Origin of the sequence: Pseudotenacibaculum sp. MALMAid0570, assembly GCF_040151415.1 — a bacterium.
Taxonomy (GTDB): domain Bacteria; phylum Bacteroidota; class Bacteroidia; order Flavobacteriales; family Flavobacteriaceae; genus Polaribacter.
On sequence record NZ_JBDKWF010000044.1, the window covers coordinates 158,903 to 175,040 of the forward strand.

The 16,138-nt window shown below is 33.9% G+C and carries 14 protein-coding genes; 6 read left to right on the forward strand and 8 right to left on the reverse strand.

Annotation, left to right across the window (positions count from 1 at the left end; genetic code table 11):
• Positions 1 to 37: 37 nt before the first annotated feature.
• The 5 genes from AAON49_RS02790 (at position 38) to AAON49_RS02810 (ending at position 4,474) form a co-directional block, all read left to right on the forward strand.
• The gene (locus tag AAON49_RS02790; RefSeq protein ID WP_349552479.1) at positions 38 to 1,057 is read left to right on the forward strand and encodes a TlpA family protein disulfide reductase; all 1,020 of its coding nucleotides are present in this window, start codon (positions 38 to 40) and stop codon (positions 1,055 to 1,057) included.
• Positions 1,058 to 1,139: 82 nt separating this feature from the next.
• Positions 1,140 to 1,571 (forward strand): YybH family protein, encoded by a 432-nt coding sequence (locus AAON49_RS02795; RefSeq protein WP_349552481.1) that lies wholly within the window; start codon positions 1,140 to 1,142, stop codon positions 1,569 to 1,571.
• A 103-nt stretch (positions 1,572 to 1,674) separates the two neighbouring features.
• A complete protein-coding gene (locus AAON49_RS02800) occupies positions 1,675 to 2,091 on the forward strand; it encodes a hypothetical protein (protein ID WP_349552483.1) in 417 nt (138 codons plus the stop codon).
• A gap of 292 nt (positions 2,092 to 2,383) precedes the next feature.
• Positions 2,384 to 3,412, forward strand: coding sequence for a hypothetical protein (locus AAON49_RS02805; RefSeq protein ID WP_349552484.1), 1,029 nt, complete (start codon positions 2,384 to 2,386; stop codon positions 3,410 to 3,412).
• Positions 3,413 to 3,988: 576 nt separating this feature from the next.
• Positions 3,989 to 4,474 carry a hypothetical protein gene (locus tag AAON49_RS02810; protein ID WP_349552485.1) on the forward strand — a complete coding sequence of 162 codons (486 nt, stop codon included), beginning with the start codon at positions 3,989 to 3,991 and terminating at the stop codon, positions 4,472 to 4,474.
• Between the two features lie 28 nt (positions 4,475 to 4,502).
• Here AAON49_RS02810 and AAON49_RS02815 read toward each other — a convergent pair whose 3' ends face one another.
• The 7 genes from AAON49_RS02815 to AAON49_RS02845 form a co-directional block, all read right to left on the reverse strand.
• On the reverse strand, positions 4,503 to 5,792 hold the full coding sequence (locus tag AAON49_RS02815) for an aminopeptidase P family protein (protein ID WP_349552487.1): 1,290 nt from the start codon (positions 5,790 to 5,792) through the stop codon (positions 4,503 to 4,505).
• A 72-nt stretch (positions 5,793 to 5,864) separates the two neighbouring features.
• A complete protein-coding gene (locus AAON49_RS02820; RefSeq protein WP_349552488.1) occupies positions 5,865 to 7,112 on the reverse strand; it encodes an NAD(P)/FAD-dependent oxidoreductase in 1,248 nt (415 codons plus the stop codon).
• Positions 7,113 to 7,116: 4 nt separating this feature from the next.
• Positions 7,117 to 9,375 carry a S9 family peptidase gene (locus AAON49_RS02825; protein ID WP_349552489.1) on the reverse strand — a complete coding sequence of 753 codons (2,259 nt, stop codon included), beginning with the start codon at positions 9,373 to 9,375 and terminating at the stop codon, positions 7,117 to 7,119.
• A 7-nt stretch (positions 9,376 to 9,382) separates the two neighbouring features.
• A complete protein-coding gene (locus AAON49_RS02830) occupies positions 9,383 to 10,393 on the reverse strand; it encodes a 4-hydroxyproline epimerase (RefSeq protein WP_349552491.1) in 1,011 nt (336 codons plus the stop codon).
• Positions 10,386 to 12,119, reverse strand: a complete 1,734-nt coding sequence (locus tag AAON49_RS02835; protein WP_349552492.1) for a DUF885 domain-containing protein — start codon at positions 12,117 to 12,119, stop codon at positions 10,386 to 10,388. Before AAON49_RS02835 ends, AAON49_RS02830 begins: the two co-directional genes overlap by 8 nt.
• 61 nt (positions 12,120 to 12,180) lie before the next feature.
• Positions 12,181 to 13,707 (reverse strand): aldehyde dehydrogenase (NADP(+)), encoded by a 1,527-nt coding sequence (locus tag AAON49_RS02840; protein ID WP_349552494.1) that lies wholly within the window; start codon positions 13,705 to 13,707, stop codon positions 12,181 to 12,183.
• A gap of 73 nt (positions 13,708 to 13,780) precedes the next feature.
• The gene (locus AAON49_RS02845) at positions 13,781 to 14,737 is read right to left on the reverse strand and encodes a dihydrodipicolinate synthase family protein (protein ID WP_349552495.1); all 957 of its coding nucleotides are present in this window, start codon (positions 14,735 to 14,737) and stop codon (positions 13,781 to 13,783) included.
• Positions 14,738 to 14,894: 157 nt separating this feature from the next.
• Between AAON49_RS02845 and AAON49_RS02850 the strand changes: the two genes are divergently transcribed.
• Positions 14,895 to 15,737: an AraC family transcriptional regulator gene (locus AAON49_RS02850; RefSeq protein ID WP_349552497.1), complete on the forward strand. Its 843-nt coding sequence runs from the start codon at positions 14,895 to 14,897 to the stop codon at positions 15,735 to 15,737.
• Between the two features lie 2 nt (positions 15,738 to 15,739).
• On the opposite strand, the gene AAON49_RS02855 is transcribed toward AAON49_RS02850, so the two are convergent.
• Positions 15,740 to 16,132: an MmcQ/YjbR family DNA-binding protein gene (locus AAON49_RS02855; protein ID WP_349552498.1), complete on the reverse strand. Its 393-nt coding sequence runs from the start codon at positions 16,130 to 16,132 to the stop codon at positions 15,740 to 15,742.
• Between the last annotated feature and the right edge of the window lie 6 nt (positions 16,133 to 16,138).

Here is a 16,138-nt window from a genome sequence, read left to right on the forward strand (position 1 = left end):
TTTTCAAGTATATTCAACCCTTAAATAAAAACAAATAATGAAAAAATTAATGTACTTAGCTATTGCTCTTTTAACAGTAGTAGCTTGTCAACAAGAACAAAAAGATTATGTAGTCTTTTCTGGAAAAATAACCAATCCAAATTCAGATTCGTTGATTGTATACTCTAGAGCTGATAGAGCTTTTAAAAAGAGAATTGCAGTTGCAGAAGATGGGACTTTTAGTGACACATTAAAAGTAACTAACGGCTCTCATAGCATTTTTGATGGAAAAGAAGGAACTGCTTTATATCTGAAAAACGGATTTGAGTTAAAACTAACTTTAAACACAGAACAGTTTGACGAAACTATTGTATATACTGGTAACGGAGCTGAAGCTAACAATTACTTAGCTAAAAAAGCTTTAGATCAAGAAGCCGTTTTTGGTGACGAATCTATGTTTTCATTAAGCAAAGAAGACTTTGCTAAAAAACTAGAAGGTATCGAAAGTGACTTTATGAAAACTCTTGAGGGAGTTAGCGGATTAGATTCTTCATTTGTTGCTGCAGAGAAAAAAGACTTCTCTGGATTAAAAAGATACTTAGCAAGCTATCATGAAGAGAAGTTATTCTTAAACACTGTATTAGGAAAAGGAAAAGCTTCTCCTAAGTTTATCGCTTATGAGAACAATGCGGGAGGAACTACTTCTTTAGATGATTTGAAAGGAAAATATGTATACGTTGACGTATGGGCAACTTGGTGCGGACCATGTAAAGCTGAAATTCCTTACTTGAAAAAAGTAGAGAAAGCTTATCACGGGAAGAACATCGAGTTTGTAAGTATTTCTATCGATCAGAAAAAAGACTACGACAAGTGGAAAACAATGATCAAAGAAAAAGAATTAGGAGGTATTCAGTTATTAGCTGACAACGATTGGAAATCTGAGTTTGTACAAAACTATAAGATTAACGGAATTCCAAGATTTATATTAATTGATCCAAAAGGAAACATCGTAACTCCGGATGCGCCAAGACCATCTAATGAGAAATTAAAAGAGCTTTTTAATAGTTTGAATATTTAAAGAGCTTCTTTTAAAGTATATATAAAAACCCTTTGATTTTTTATCAAAGGGTTTTTTGTATCTTACGAGTAAAGAATATCATATGAGAAAAATTCAGTTCTTATTCATCTTTTTGATTGCTCTACATTCTTGTACTACTTCCACTGAAAAAGAGGATACTGCTACAATCCTTTCCATTATAAAAAACCAAGAAAAGGCATGGTCTAATCATGATCTGGAAGGTTTTATGCAAGGTTATTGGAAGAGTGACTCTTTAAAATTTTATGGTAGTAGTGGGCTCACTTATGGATGGAACAAAACACTAGAAGGTTATAAAAAACGATATCCTACTAAAGAACATACGGGAACCTTGGTTTTTAAAGTGAATGACATTACTCAAATAGAATCGAATTCATATTATGTAATGGGCGAATATCATCTAACAAGAGTAGTAGGAAATGCCAATGGTGTCTTTATGATCATCTTTAAAAAGATGGATGGTGAATGGAAAATTGTGGCAGATATGTCGTGTTAAAAATCATTGCGAATATGTCAGTTTGATCCTGCATAACTGGCAGATAAGCGGATTAGGGAATTCATCCTCTGTAATTTTATTCAATATTCTCCAAAAATAAATTATGAAAAAACTAAACATTCTACTTCTCTTATTAATTCTTTCTGTTTCATGTGCGAAACCAATTGTAATAAACACTGTTGATAAACAGACCTTGAAGAGTATGCTTGGTCGTAAGGTTACTATAACAGGGACAGCTATGAACTCAAAATTAGGAGCCTTTATAATGACTAAGAATAATTATTGGGTTTATATCAAAGGAAAAGACAGTTGGCCTTATGAATATTATTACGGAGGAGATAATGGTAAAGTACTTAGAGTAACTGGAACCCTTATTCAAAGGTATGACCTCCCTGTTTTTATATACAATAAAAAGAACCTTTTGAGAGCGGGAATACCAGTTCCAGAAGGAACAGATTTAAAAAAGGCCAGTCATAGATACCTACTGAAAAACATAGAATGGGAAATCATTTCAGAATAATCATTGATTGATTATTAAAAGTAAACTACGAGTATATCAGTTTGTATCTATTGATGATAAGTAGGGGTGTAATCTCAAATCATTTAATAATTTTTCTTACCTTCGGAACAACCAACAAGTTACGTCCCCAATGTAACGATATTTGGATTTGCCACTTCGAGCGCACTTGCTTACTGCGAGAAAGATTGAGAAGTCAGTATCCTAAAAAATTGCACACATCTTAGATATTTGGTTGGTTATAAATTATAAGCATTATAGTTTCTTAGATATAAGTGAAACTTAATATAAATATATGATAGAAATTCATGTTCTACACTTTATTTTAGGCATAATCCTATTCTTCTTAATCAATTGGATTGGAAGACATTCTTATTCCATTGGATATATGCAAATCTCAATGTTCTTAAAAGTTGAAGAAGCGCCTGCATTTAACTTTCTGTTTCGAATAATAAGTCCTGTTGTTTATTTATTTATTATTTCTGCGATTCTTTATAAAATTGGATTAGACAGATTTGTAAATAATATATACTTCATTTCAATTTACTATATTCTTTTTCGATTAACTTTCAATCTTATTACTAATCGCGGTCTTTTAATGAATTGGTATAGGCAATTTCTTTATTGGGTTTCAATAATTTCAATATCATATTTTGCTTATACCGAAATAATTTACAAAAAAGAGAATATACTTCCTGACTTTGAAACTGTATCAAATGAATTATGGATAATAATTTTAATATTTATCTTTCACACACTTAATCAAATCAGAATTTCATCTGATAAAACTATTAAGAGGAAAGATAATTATTTAAAAAAAAGACTTTCTAGTTTTAGAAAAAAATATGGCAGTTTAGTAAACGAAAGGATTAAAAACGATAAATTAAAATCAATAGTTTATGCTATAATGATTTACGAAGATTTTAATCGGCCAAAAGCAGCTCGTTTGATAGAAAATATTCGTTTTAGATTAACAAGAAAGGAGCATTCTCTTGGCCTTATGCAAGTTCAAACAACTGAATTTATAAATGACCGAAAAAGTGTTGAATTAGGACTTAAAAAGATTAACAAAGCATACATTAGACAACTAAAGAAAAAAGGGCTTGATAAAGAAGAAACTATTGATATCCTTTTATCAGATGCTTGGCACAATGAATGGTCAATGGAGCAAAGAATCATAGCTGACTACAATAAAGATAACCTATATTTATATGAAGTACGGACTTTAACAGAAAAAATATTTGAATTAAATACATCTGAAAATAAATCTTACTTATTCCCAAAGTATAAAGGGGAAAAAAGAAGATCCTATGATGATGAATAAAAACTATATCCAACAAGATGAAAAATGGTAAAAATATTCTTCTTTACTTTAATTATTATATCCATATTAGGATGCAGTCACAAAAATAATGATGAAATCAAAACTGGAACTTTTGAAATTTATGAAAATGACTCTCTTGTTGGGAAGCTCTATCGCCTTGGCAACTATCAAATTGAAAAATATCCTGAAGGGGTTGAATTAATTGTACGAATAAATCACAAAAACAGATTCTACATACTTACTAAGCGGAACTGAAAAAATACAAAAAGGAGTTGATTCAATATTATGGATTAATAAATATTGGAAGATTGGTACTGACAAATTTAGGATACTTGCAGAACCATTAAATTCGAATATTGACTATCAATATAAAGCTATTTTACTAAGAGTAAGTACGAAAGTTGAGAAAGATTATCTAGAAAAATTAGATTCTTTAAATTATTAGTAAAAACTAATGACTAACTCAAAACAACTGTTTACTCATTTGACCTTTCCTAATAATTAAGAAAAGAATAGATTTGAAACAAATTCTATCCTGGTATGAAAAAAATCGGATTACTATTTTTGACTTTACTCATGAATCTCAATTTAAGTTTTTCACAAACCCAAGCTGAAATAGATTCATTGTTGAATGAAGTTTCCAAAACTAGAAACTCAAAACAAATCATAAAAAAGACGTCAGCTAAAAAGATAATTGCTTTTGGAGAAAGCTCTTTACCCATCCTTACAATATTCTTTTCTGACTCAACACAAACAAATATAAAATCTGAATGTCAAAAACGAAATATTACGAAAGGAGAGTTAGCAATAATTATCGCTGATCATATTGACAGAATGCCTTACGCCCTTTTAACAGGTGTCCAAAATTGTTTACTTAAGTTTTGTGAGAATAATCCAAATCTAATAGAATACTATTTTCCTTGGATTAACGGTGATGGATTTTCAAAATTTAAAGACAAATATGTAAACTGGCTATCTAAAGATTGGATTAAAGAGGTTAAAGGAAAAGCAAGACGAAAAAGGAAACAGATAATAAAACAATGGAAAGACACCCAAAAGTAAAAACAGGCTACTAAACCTATATTATATTTTACCCAACCAACCCCTCAATCTCGTCAATTTCAATAGGCATTGCTGCAGTTAAATTGATATTTCCGTCTTGGGTAATCAAATAGTCGTTTTCTAAACGGCAACCAATTCCTTCTTCAGGAATGTAAATTCCTGGCTCGCAAGTAAATACCATACCTGCTTCTAGGGTTCTAGAATACAATCCTACATCGTGTACGTCTAGCCCTATATGATGAGCTGTACCGTGCATAAAGTATTTTTTGTACAATGGTTTTTTAGGATCTTGTTTTGATACTTCATCAGCATTTAACAATCCTAACTTAATTAATTGCGCTTCTACCAATGCTGCCATTTGTTCTTCATACTTAGAATGCACGACGCCGTGCTTTAGGAGTTTACTACCTTCTTTTAGGCAATACAACACGGCATTGTACACTTCTTTTTGTCGCTCAGAAAATTTTCCGTTTACTGGAATACAACGTGTAGTATCACTATTGTAATTGGCATAACAAACGCCAAAATCTAGTAAAATCATCTCGCCATCCTTACAAACTCCATCATTGGTATTATAATGCAAGGCACAAGCATTTTTTCCTGAAGCTACAATAGGTTTAAAGGCATGACGTGTAGCACCAGACTTTACCAAATTGTACGTCAGTTCAGCTTCTAATTCGTATTCTTTGATTCCGGGTTTTACCGCTTTTAGCACACGATGAAATCCTTCCACACTAATGTCAGCAGCTTTCTGAATCAAATCTATTTCTTCTTGGCTCTTAATCGGACGTAAATCTCTTGTAATTTTTGCAGCTCGATGATACTCGTGTAACGGATATTTCTGTTTGCACCATTGGATCATTCTATCTTGTTGAGTTTCTTGATCTTTGGTGCTACGCTTTAAATGTTCATTGTGACCTAAATAAAAACCATCGGCTTCAAAAGCCATGTATTGTAAGATCATTTCAAAATCTTTAGCCCACTCTACTCGATCAATTCCAGAGAGTTCTGTGGCTTGCTCTTTGGTCAGTTTTTCTCCGTCCCAAATTTTGATATGTTCATTGGTTTCTTTGACGAACAAAATCGCTTCATTTTGCTCTTTTGCTGCATCTGGATAGAGCACAAGAATTGTTTCCTCTTGATCGATTCCACACAAGTAAAACAAGTCGTTATTCTGAGCAAATCCCATCACATCATCAGCATTGGTATGTTGTACATCGTTGGATGTTAAAATAGCAATGCTATTAGGTTTCATCTGAGCGATGAAATTCTTTCTGTTTTTTATGAATAGTGAATTTGGAATTTTAGAATAACGCATAGATAAAATGTGTTGTTTGTCTTCTGTTTTTTTATTCTTTTTGTCATCTCGACTGCGCTCGAGGTGGCAATCTTAAAACTTCCTATCTGGGTTGTACGGTGTTAAATCTAAAGATGGTTTTTGTTCTGAAACAATCTCTGTAACCAGTTTTCCTGTTGCTGGTCCCATACTCCAACCCATCATAGCATGTCCAGCTGCAATGACTAAGTTATCACATTTAGAAGAGCGTCCAATATAAGGTAATCCATCTGGGGTTACTGGTCTTAATCCACATTGCGCATCTGCTTTTTCTTGTTCGGTAATTTCCAAACCTTCGTAAAATCGCTTTCCGGCATCTGCAATAGCATTTACACGGACTGGATTGATTTTATGATTGATTCCACTAATTTCCATGGTACCTGCAAAACGAGTAAATCCATCCATAGGAGTTACTGCAACTTTCGATTCCATTAAAATAGTAGGCACCGTAATATTGGTTTCTCTTGCGACATTGATTCTATATCCTTTTCCTGCCTGCAATAGCATTTTAATCCCAAGTTTTTTACTCATCAGCGGGCTCCAACTTCCTGCAGCCATAACATATTCATCGGCTACTAATTCTCTTTTATCTGTAATGATTTTAGAAATGGAATTTCCGGATTTTTCGATATCAACTACTTCTTCTTCGGCCAAAACGGTGACTCCGTTTGCTTTTAAATACTCCAACATGTCTTTCATAAAATCACCAGGAGTCATGTGAGCATCACAATGATAATGTACTGCCCCTTTTACATTTAAATTGGCATTCGGCTCTAGTGCTGCAACTTCTTTCGCTGAAAGGTGTTCTACTTCAAGGCCAAGTTCTATGGCTTTCTTTCCTACTTCCCACTCAGCTTCACCAGCTTTTTCTGTTTGATAGGCCATTAATAATCCTTTGTCTTCGTAATGAAAAGAAAAATCGCCAGAAGATTTAATCTCTTTGTACAATTCTCTACTCAGAATATTGATGTCTTTGATGACAGGAATAGATTGAGCTACCTTCTTATGATTGGCTGATTTCTTAAATGCTAAACTCCATTTTAAAAAGTCTGCATCTAACCTTGGTTTTACATAAAACGGACTGGCAGGATTCAACATCCATTTTAATCCCTTGGTAATAATTCCTGGTGATGCCAGAGATATAATATGACTAGGTGTAATGTATCCTGCGTTTACATAAGAGGCTCCTTTTGTAAAATCGGACTTATCTACAACTGTTACTTGATGTCCTTCTTTTTGAAGATAGTATGCGGTACTCAACCCCATAATACCTCCTCCAATAACTACAACTCTTTTACTCATTTTTTTATTCCCATTTAAAATTCCAAATTGGCTTTGCTCCAAGCAAGTGTTCTACAAAATAGTTCCATCTCTTTTTGATGAAATACAAACGATGTGTACCTTGATACCCATGTCTTTGACTTGGTAAAATTAACAAATCAAAATCTTTATCTGCTTTGATTAATGCTTCAGCTAATTTAAAAGTTGCGGATGGATTTACATTATCATCTAATCCGCCATGAGTAAGCAATAATTTTCCTTTTAAGTTCTTAGCATTCGTGATATTTGAAACTTGCTCATAAGTATCGTCTATAGGCCAACCTTGATACATTTCTGGCCACCAAGCTTTTTCCATTCTAAAATCATGATCAGCAGAACTCGCCACACCTACCTTGTAAAAATCTGGAAATGCTAACAAGGCTCTTCCCGTATCAAAACCTCCAGCTGAGTGTCCGAAGATTCCTACTTTATCTCCATCTATCCAAGAGTATTGATTGGCTAAATATTTGATGGCAATAACATGATCTTTCAGATTATCACCCATGTTTTTATAGGAATGATCGTGGAATTCTTTGGATCGACCTGAAGTTCCTAAACCATCAACCCGAACAACAATAAACCCTAATTCTGCCAAGGATTGTTCACTAAACACACCTCCAAACGATTTTGGAAAACGTTGTGTATGAGGTCCCGTGTAAGTAGCATCTATAATTGGATATGATTTCGAAGGATCGAAATGTGTAGGTTTCCAAAAAGCTCCATATATGGTTGTTTTTCCATCTTTTGCTGTGGTGGTAAAAACTTCTGGAACTTTATAACCTCTAGAAACCGCTTCTGAAATATCTGCTGTTGTTAGCTCTGCAATAACTTTTCCCGTTTTTGCCAGTCTCAATACTGTTTTATTAGGGTTTTGAATGGTTGAATAATTATCTACAAAGTGTTTCCCATCTTTGGAAAAATTAATGATGTGATGTTCATTTTCAGGAGTCAGTAATTTTACTTTTCCTTTAAAATTCACCCTGTACAATTGTTGATGATATGGGTTGTTTCCTTCTTCTTTTCCTGAAGCTAAGAAGTAGATCGTTTCATTCTTTTCATCGATGTGTTGAATGGAATTAATGTAATACTCACCATTGGTTAGAGAGGTAGTTTTACCAGAATTCATATCGACCATATACAACTGGCGCCAACCACTTCTTTCTGATAATAGGATTAGTTTTCCTTTACTTTCTAGTGTCCTGTATTCGAAATTATCAATTCCAGTATCACTAGTTTCATCTACCAAAGTTGTTTCTTTATTTGTGTTAAGATCCAGTAATTTTACATATTGCCTGAGGTATCCTCTTTCTGCGTAACCAGCTATTAGTTTTCCAGATTCTTTTAACCAACCTGCTCCAACAGAATTGATGTGAGTTGCTGTTGGTAATGAGGTTTTTACTTCTTTTTTAGTATCTACATTAAAGAATACAGGAGTTAAGTGAACCATGGTTGTATCGCCTGGTGATCCTCTATAATAAGACAATAATTTTGGCTTGTATAATGAATCGATACTCCAATCTAGCAAATACATTTTTTCAGCCTTTCGAGTATCTACAATACTTGTAGATATCCATTTAGAGTCTTCAGACCAATCTACATAAAAACGTTTGGGTCTGTCTCCATTTTCTCCTTCCATCTTATCATACCATCCATACCAAGATGCATATTCATATCCTTTTTTTCCTTGAGAACTTAATTGATACTCTTGGTCGGTTTCTGTAGACTTAATAAAGAGATTATAATCTTTAGTGTAGGCAATCCATTTCCCATCTGGCGATTTACTTTCATAAGGATTATTAGGTTCTTGCGACTCTCTTTCTTGTTCTGTTACTTGATATGTAGAAAGATTTAATTCAACATTTTTTCTATTTGTACTAAATGTGAGGTTTCCTTCTTTGGTTCTCTGAATATTTGATAACGATAATTGATTTGCTTCAACTTGTTGTTCAAAAAACTCTCCTAATGATTTAGCCAATCTTGTATGATCAAACAGCTCAGTTACTTTCTTTTTTTTGAAATTAACTGTCTTATAAACTCTTTTATCCAAACTATAATCTACAAACCAGATTCCAGAATTGTCTTCAAACCAGTAGACATTAGTAAATAAATTAAACGCTGTTTTGTTATTGTAATTAGCGTACATAAAGCTAACAGCACTTTCGTAATTCTCTTTAGTAACTTGTTGTGAATTTGCAAAAAACATTCCTCCGAAAAGCAGAAGAAGTATGAAGTTTATTTTTTTCATTGTATTGTTATATTACCTGAAAACCATGTGCATACGGATCGTCCTCATCATCAATTATGATGGTATTGTATCCATAGACTTTGGCCCAGCCTTTTATACTTGGAATGATGGCAGGTTTACCATCTAATTCCGTCTCTTTTTCTACACATCCCACAAAAGTGCTTCCTATAAAACTTTCATGAATGTACTCTTCTCCTTTTTGTAGCAATCCTTTCGCATGTAATTGGGCTAATCTTGCTGATGTTCCTGTTCCACAAGGAGATCTATCTATTGCTTTATCTCCATAAAATACCGCATTTCTTCCAGAAGAGTTCTCATTAATGGTATCTCCTGTCCATAATAAATGACTTACATCTCTAATGGTATCATTTTCTGGATGAATAAACATGTTTGGGTATCGATTGTTGATTCTATCTCGAACAATTTGAGAGTATTGCACAATCTTACTTGCCGTAAAATCTTGAACTCCTGCAAAATTCTTTTGGGGATCTATAATTGCATAATAATTACCTCCATAAGCCACATCAAAAGTTAACTCGCCTAAGTCAGGACAATGAACTGTTAATCCTTCAGCAGCTAAGTAGCTTTTCACATTGGTTAACTTTACCCAATCTACTTTTTTACCCGTTTGTTGGTACTCTATTTCAACCAATCCGGCTGGTGCTTCCATTTTAATCTTTCCAGGAATTTTAGGAGTTACCAAACCTTCTTCAATGGCAATAGTAATAGTTCCAATAGTTCCATGTCCGCACATTGGCAAACATCCTGAAGTTTCAATAAACAAGATTGAAAAATCATTTTCTGGATTGTGAGGTGGAAATAAAATAGATCCGCTCATCATGTCATGCCCTCGTGGTTCAAACATCAATCCCTTACGGATCCAATCGTATTCTTTTAAAAAATGTTGACGTTTTTCACTCATAGTGTTGCCTTTTAAATTAGGGCCACCTCCTGCAACTACTCGTACAGGGTTCCCACAGGTATGGGCATCAACACAAAAGAAAGTCTTTCTACTCATTGATTGTTTTATCTATATAATTATTGATTCTGTTTTCGAGAATTGCCAAGGTTACGGTTCCTTGCTCTAAGATTACCTCATGAAATTCTCTAATATCAAATTTACTTCCTAATTCTTTTTCCGCTTTTTTTCTCAGTTCTCTGATTTTCAACTCTCCTACCTTGTAGGACAATGCTTGCCCGGGCCAAGAAATATAACGATCTGTTTCTGTATTCACTTCATGCAAAGACAGCGCTGTATTAGAACTCATATAATCTACTACTTGCTGGCGTGTCCATCCTTTGGCATGAATTCCAGTATCAACGACCAGTCTACAAGCTCTCCACATTTCATAGGTTAGCTTACCAAAGTGTTCATAAGGAGTTGTATACATGCCCATTTCTTCGGCTAAGAATTCAGAGTACAATCCCCATCCTTCTCCATAAGCTGACAAATACAAATTGCGTCTAAATTGAGGAATACTATCTCCTAATTCGTTATTTAATGAGCCTTGCAAATGGTGACCAGGAACAGCTTCATGCACTGTTAAAGAAGGTAATGTGTATAAAGTTCTACTAGGAAGATCATAGGTGTTTACCCAATAATATCCTGGATTGGTACTATTCTTTGCAGCCGGAATATATCTACCTCCAGTGTATTTTGGTGCAATAGCATCCGGTACGGGTGCTACGCCATAAGGTTTTCTTGGTAATGTTTTAAAGAATCTAGGTAACTGGGCATCTGCTCTTTTTGCCATGTCTCTGGCAATCATCAATAGTTCTTTCGGTGTTTTTGCGTAGAATTGTTCATCAGTTCTTAGGAATTTTAAAAAATCAGCAAAGCTTCCTTTAAAGTTGACTTCTTTGATAATTTTTTGCATTTCTGCTTTGATACGAGCTACTTCTTTTAGTCCAATTTGATGAATATCATCAGCAGTATATTTTGTACTTGTTGTATAAAAATTGATTCGATTCTGATAGTATTGTTTTCCGTTTGGTGTCTCTGAAACTCCCAAAGTTGTTCTTGTTGTTGGCAAATACTCGGTTTCAAAAAAAGTTTTTATTTTTTTGAATTGAGGAATTACATTCTTTTCTATGGTTTCCTTTGCTGCTTGTTGTATAGAATCTTTTTGTTCTGATGTTAATGAGCTTGGCAGATTTTTAAAAGGCGAATAAAAATAGCTATCTTGATAGTTGTCTACAATATGATCATCATAAGTTGATTCGTATCCTTTAAAAATAACTAGAGGCTGCGATACTCCTTTTTCTAATCCTTCTCTAAGGTTTACAAAATTTTGACTGACAAATTCAGGAATTGCATTTAATCTATTTAAGTATTCTTTAGCCTGCTGATAATTAGTAATTGTTCTTACTTGATAGTTTAAATTGCTATGGAAACCAGAATCTGAAAGCAAGGGGTTTAAAAAACGTTCAAATTCGTAGTAGTCAATTTTATCTTGTAATACGAACTTAAGAAGCTCTGCTGAGATTTGCTCTGTTTCTTTTAAGTTATTCGTATTAATTTTTGCAAGCTCTTCTAACATTAATTTTGCAAACTGAGCTTCAGATTTGTAGTACTCTCTTGTAAAAAGACCTAAGGGATACTCCTTTTGGTCGTATCCCTCATGATCTTGATAGTTAACAATAATCCTACTTAAAGTTTTAGAAGAACTATTCTGACCATCATCAGCACAACTTATAATTAATGAGAATAAAAAAATGGCTAACAATGATCGTAAATAGTTCATAGTGTGTTGTTTGTTTAAATTTGGTTTTTAATTAACTCTTCATTGACAATTTTATAAGCTGTTAACTTTTTAACTCTTCAGGCAATAATTCAAAAGGCCAATCTTGGTAGCTAAAAGGTCTTACCCATCTTTTAATAGATCCTACTCCAACTGCTGTGAATCTTGAATCTGTAGAAGCTGGATAAGGTCCTCCATGAGTCATAGACTCGCAAACTTCAACTCCTGTAGGTACTCCATTAAATATGATTCTTCCTACTTTGGCTTGTAATGAATCTACAACATTGTGTAAATCTTCAAAATCTTCCTTCTCTGCCAAAACAGTACCTGTTAATTGCCCTTCTAAACTATCAATAACTTGAATTAGTTCTTGTTGATCTTTTGCTTTGACAACCAAAGAAAATGGTCCGAATACCTCAGTATGCATTTTAGGATTGGCTAAGAAGTCTTCGCCTGAAACTGCACAGATTTTTGATGCTGCATAATTTTCACCAATTTCTCCTTCGATTTGTTTTACTACTTCTACTCCTTTTTGAGAAGCAACTATTTCTCCATTAGATTCATATCCCTCTTTAATATTTGGATGTAACATACATTGAGGAGCAATATCTATGGTTTTTTGTGCTAAATCACTTATAAAAGTTGTAGTGTTCTCTCCATCAATTGTTAGTATTAATCCAGGGTTTGTACAAAACTGACCTGTTCCTAAAGTGATTGATCCTGCGTAAGTAGAAGCTGTTTCTTCAGCTTTTTTCGCAAGTACATTTGGCATAATCACAACAGGGTTGATACTTCCCATTTCTGCAAAAACAGGAATAGGTTCTTCTCGTTGTGCTGCTAAATTATAAAGAGCTCTACCTCCAGCTATGCTTCCTGTAAAACCTACTGCTTTTACTTTAGGATGTTTTACCAAAGCTGTTCCTACTACTCTACCACTTCCTGTAATATTAGAAAAGACGCCATTTGGCATTCCCGTTTTTTCTGCTGCTTTTATTATTGCTGAAGCTACTAATTCTCCTGTTCCAGAATGCATTGCATGTGATTTTACAATTACTGGACAACCTGATGCTAACGCACTTGCTGTGTCTCCTCCAGCAGTTGAAAACGCTAATGGAAAATTACTTGCAGCAAATACTACTACCGGTCCTAATGGAATAGATGTCTTTCTGATATCTGATTTTGGTAATGGTTCTCTGTTAGGAATTGCTTCGTCGATTGTTCTATTTCTCCAATCTTCTGATGAGATTAAATCTGCGAAAGCTCTTAATTGACCTACAGTTCTCCCTCTTTCTCCCATAGCTCTTCCTTCAGGCAACCCAGATTCAGAAACATACATTCTTATTAACTCATTATCTAACGCTAATATCTCATCAGCAATGGCATTTAAAAAAGCAGCTCTTTTTGCTCCAGAAACCTTTCTGTAGGTTTTAAATGCTTTATCTGCTAATTCAACTGCTTGATCTACTTCTTCTAATGTTGCTTGAAAAAAAGGTGTTGGATTTTCTTCATTCAACTGAGGGTTGATTGTTTTGTGAGTGGTAGTACCTTTTGCTGATAGTTGGTTTCCTATATAGTTTTTTCCTGTAATCATCCTTACTTATTTTTTAAATGTATTTTTCATATTTACTGGTTTGTAGCTATTTTTTTTAAAATATTTGAAAGGCTTAACCTATTAAGTCCAGAGCTTCAAGCCTTTCTTTTGCTAGGATATATCTTGCACGGACATCATCAATTTGCTGTTGCGTTAACTTCTTACCAAAGGTACGAAGCCCTCCATCTGCATCATTATGATGAATTCCAAAAGCAAACTTAAGATATTCTAGAAGCAACGGCTGAGCATCTAGGTATGATATAGAATTCATAGCTTGAGAAATTTTGTTAGCCTCAGCCCATTCTCCTTTTACAACATACTCCTGCATCGTAACACTAGCTTTTGGGAAGATACAACCTACACCAGTAATTCCACCACATGCTCCGGCTAGTCCTGCATGTACCGTTACGGTGTCTACACCTGCCAAAACTTTTAGATCTTTGTTCGCTAACATCATCGTTTCAATAATGGAAACATCTATGGTCGATATTTTTAGCGCAGTTACATTAGGAAGAGTAGCAAGCTTTAGAAGAAGCTCAGTTGAAAGTTCATGGTAACCGGCTGCATCAGGATTGTTGTAAGGCATAATAGTTACACCTGCAGCTCTTGCAGTTGCTTCAGCAAGTTCATAGTAGGCATACATTTCTTCGTCAGAAGGAACCTCCTTAGTTTTTGGAGGCATGACCATAACAGTATCAACACCTGCCACCGCTAATTCTTCAACGATTGTAGCTAGTTCTTCTTTCGTTTCTGCCGCAGCTCCACTGATTAACGGAACATTATATTCTTTAGCAACCTCAGAAAGTGCTTTAAGCAAAGAAACGCGTTGCTCAGAACTTAGATAGCTATTCTCTCCTAGTGTACCAGAACCTACCAATCCGCTCATTCTGCTTCCGCCCTTTCCTTGAGCTTTTAAAATACCCGCAGCGTATTCTTTTGTTTTTTCAAGGTCGATTTCAACGGCACCTGATTGTGACTCTTTTAACCATGTAAACACGGCTGGCATTACGCCATCCCATTGTAAACTCATTTTATTGTTTTTTGAAAGTGTAAAGGTATTTTGAAGTCTATAGAGTTTTTAACCTTTTTTTATCCATATATAATAAAATATTATCCATAAAAATAATTTTCATTAAAAATAAGGGTATTATTTGCATATATTTGACGTCAGAAATAATTTTGAGTGCATGAAAGTTTTACCATTTCAAATACCTAAACCTGCAAATGATGCATTAATTTATCAAGAAGATTATGAATATGTTTTTTATGATAAATTACATCAGCATGAAGAAATACAACTCAGTTTTATAGCTGAAGGAGAAGGAACTCTAGTTGTAGGTGATACTATTTCTAATTATAAAAAAGGAGATGTTCTTGCCTTTGATGGAAACCTGCCTCATGTGTTTAAGAGCGAACCCAATCCTGAGCAAAAATCGTTGATGCTTACATTGTTTTTTACGCGTAATAGTTTTGGGGATGATTTCTTTGATTTGGAAGAACTTTCTGAAATACAATCTTTCTTTACTAAATTAGTAAATGGATTTAAAGTTACTTCTCATAAAACAGTTTTAGAGGATGCTTTTATATCTCTTAAAGAGTCTAGCAAACTAGAACGCTTTGTAATATTACTACGCATTTTAAAAATCATAACCAAAGCTAAAAAGCAGTCTTTATCTTCTTTCATTTATAAAAAGAGTTACTCTGCTAATGAAGGAAAGCGAATGCGAGATGTGATGAATTATACGATGAATCAATACGATCAATCTATTAGTTTAGAAAAAATTGCTGAAGTAGCCTCTATGACCAAGAATGCTTTTTGTAAATATTTTAAAAAGAGGACCAACAAAACCTATATCCAGTTTTTAACTGAACTTCGAATAGAGAATGCTTGTAAATTACTGGTTAATAAAAAAGAGCTTCCTGTGTCTGAAATTGCGTATCAGTGTGGTTTTGGAAATCTTTCAAATTTTAATAGACAGTTTAAAGAAATAAAAGGCAAAACACCTTCTAATTATAGGGCCATGCATTAGTTTTATAAGGCATCGTACTCTGCTTTCATTTTTTTCGTAAAACCTGCAATAACCAAATTATAAGAATGATCAATGAGTTCTCTAAAAAGCTGATCGGAAACATCTTTATTCATTTCAACAGTATTCCAATGCTTTGTTCTTACATATCTAGCGTCAGGTTTTCTTCCTTGCTGAAATCCTCCTAAAATACCTTCATAATCATCTCTAAGTTCTAATGACCATTCTGGATTGAGCTTTAAGATGGTAATTTCTTTTCCACGCTCCCATCGATCTAAAGGTATCATCGCAAACATTTTTCCCATGACTTTCATTACTAAAGTATCGTTATCAAAAGGAAACTCTTCTGTAGTTCCCTTTTTGGTAATGCAATAATCCCGAAGTTGTTCTATGTTCATTAATTA

What these genes read in the sequence shown, in the direction of transcription:
- AAON49_RS02840 (WP_349552494.1), bottom strand. Translation starts at nt 13,707, where the DNA reads ATGATTACAGGAAAAAACTATATAGGAAACCAACTATCAGCAAAAGGT.
- AAON49_RS02805 (WP_349552484.1), top strand. Translation starts at nt 2,384, where the DNA reads ATGATAGAAATTCATGTTCTACACTTTATTTTAGGCATAATCCTATTC.
- AAON49_RS02815 (WP_349552487.1), bottom strand. Translation starts at nt 5,792, where the DNA reads ATGCGTTATTCTAAAATTCCAAATTCACTATTCATAAAAAACAGAAAG.
- AAON49_RS02850 (WP_349552497.1), top strand. Translation starts at nt 14,895, where the DNA reads ATGAAAGTTTTACCATTTCAAATACCTAAACCTGCAAATGATGCATTA.
- AAON49_RS02825 (WP_349552489.1), bottom strand. Translation starts at nt 9,375, where the DNA reads ATGAAAAAAATAAACTTCATACTTCTTCTGCTTTTCGGAGGAATGTTT.
- AAON49_RS02855 (WP_349552498.1), bottom strand. Translation starts at nt 16,132, where the DNA reads ATGAACATAGAACAACTTCGGGATTATTGCATTACCAAAAAGGGAACT.
- AAON49_RS02835 (WP_349552492.1), bottom strand. Translation starts at nt 12,119, where the DNA reads ATGAACTATTTACGATCATTGTTAGCCATTTTTTTATTCTCATTAATT.
- AAON49_RS02845 (WP_349552495.1), bottom strand. Translation starts at nt 14,737, where the DNA reads ATGAGTTTACAATGGGATGGCGTAATGCCAGCCGTGTTTACATGGTTA.
- AAON49_RS02830 (WP_349552491.1), bottom strand. Translation starts at nt 10,393, where the DNA reads ATGAGTAGAAAGACTTTCTTTTGTGTTGATGCCCATACCTGTGGGAAC.
- AAON49_RS02795 (WP_349552481.1), top strand. Translation starts at nt 1,140, where the DNA reads ATGAGAAAAATTCAGTTCTTATTCATCTTTTTGATTGCTCTACATTCT.
- AAON49_RS02820 (WP_349552488.1), bottom strand. Translation starts at nt 7,112, where the DNA reads ATGAGTAAAAGAGTTGTAGTTATTGGAGGAGGTATTATGGGGTTGAGT.
- AAON49_RS02810 (WP_349552485.1), top strand. Translation starts at nt 3,989, where the DNA reads ATGAATCTCAATTTAAGTTTTTCACAAACCCAAGCTGAAATAGATTCA.
- AAON49_RS02790 (WP_349552479.1), top strand. Translation starts at nt 38, where the DNA reads ATGAAAAAATTAATGTACTTAGCTATTGCTCTTTTAACAGTAGTAGCT.
- AAON49_RS02800 (WP_349552483.1), top strand. Translation starts at nt 1,675, where the DNA reads ATGAAAAAACTAAACATTCTACTTCTCTTATTAATTCTTTCTGTTTCA.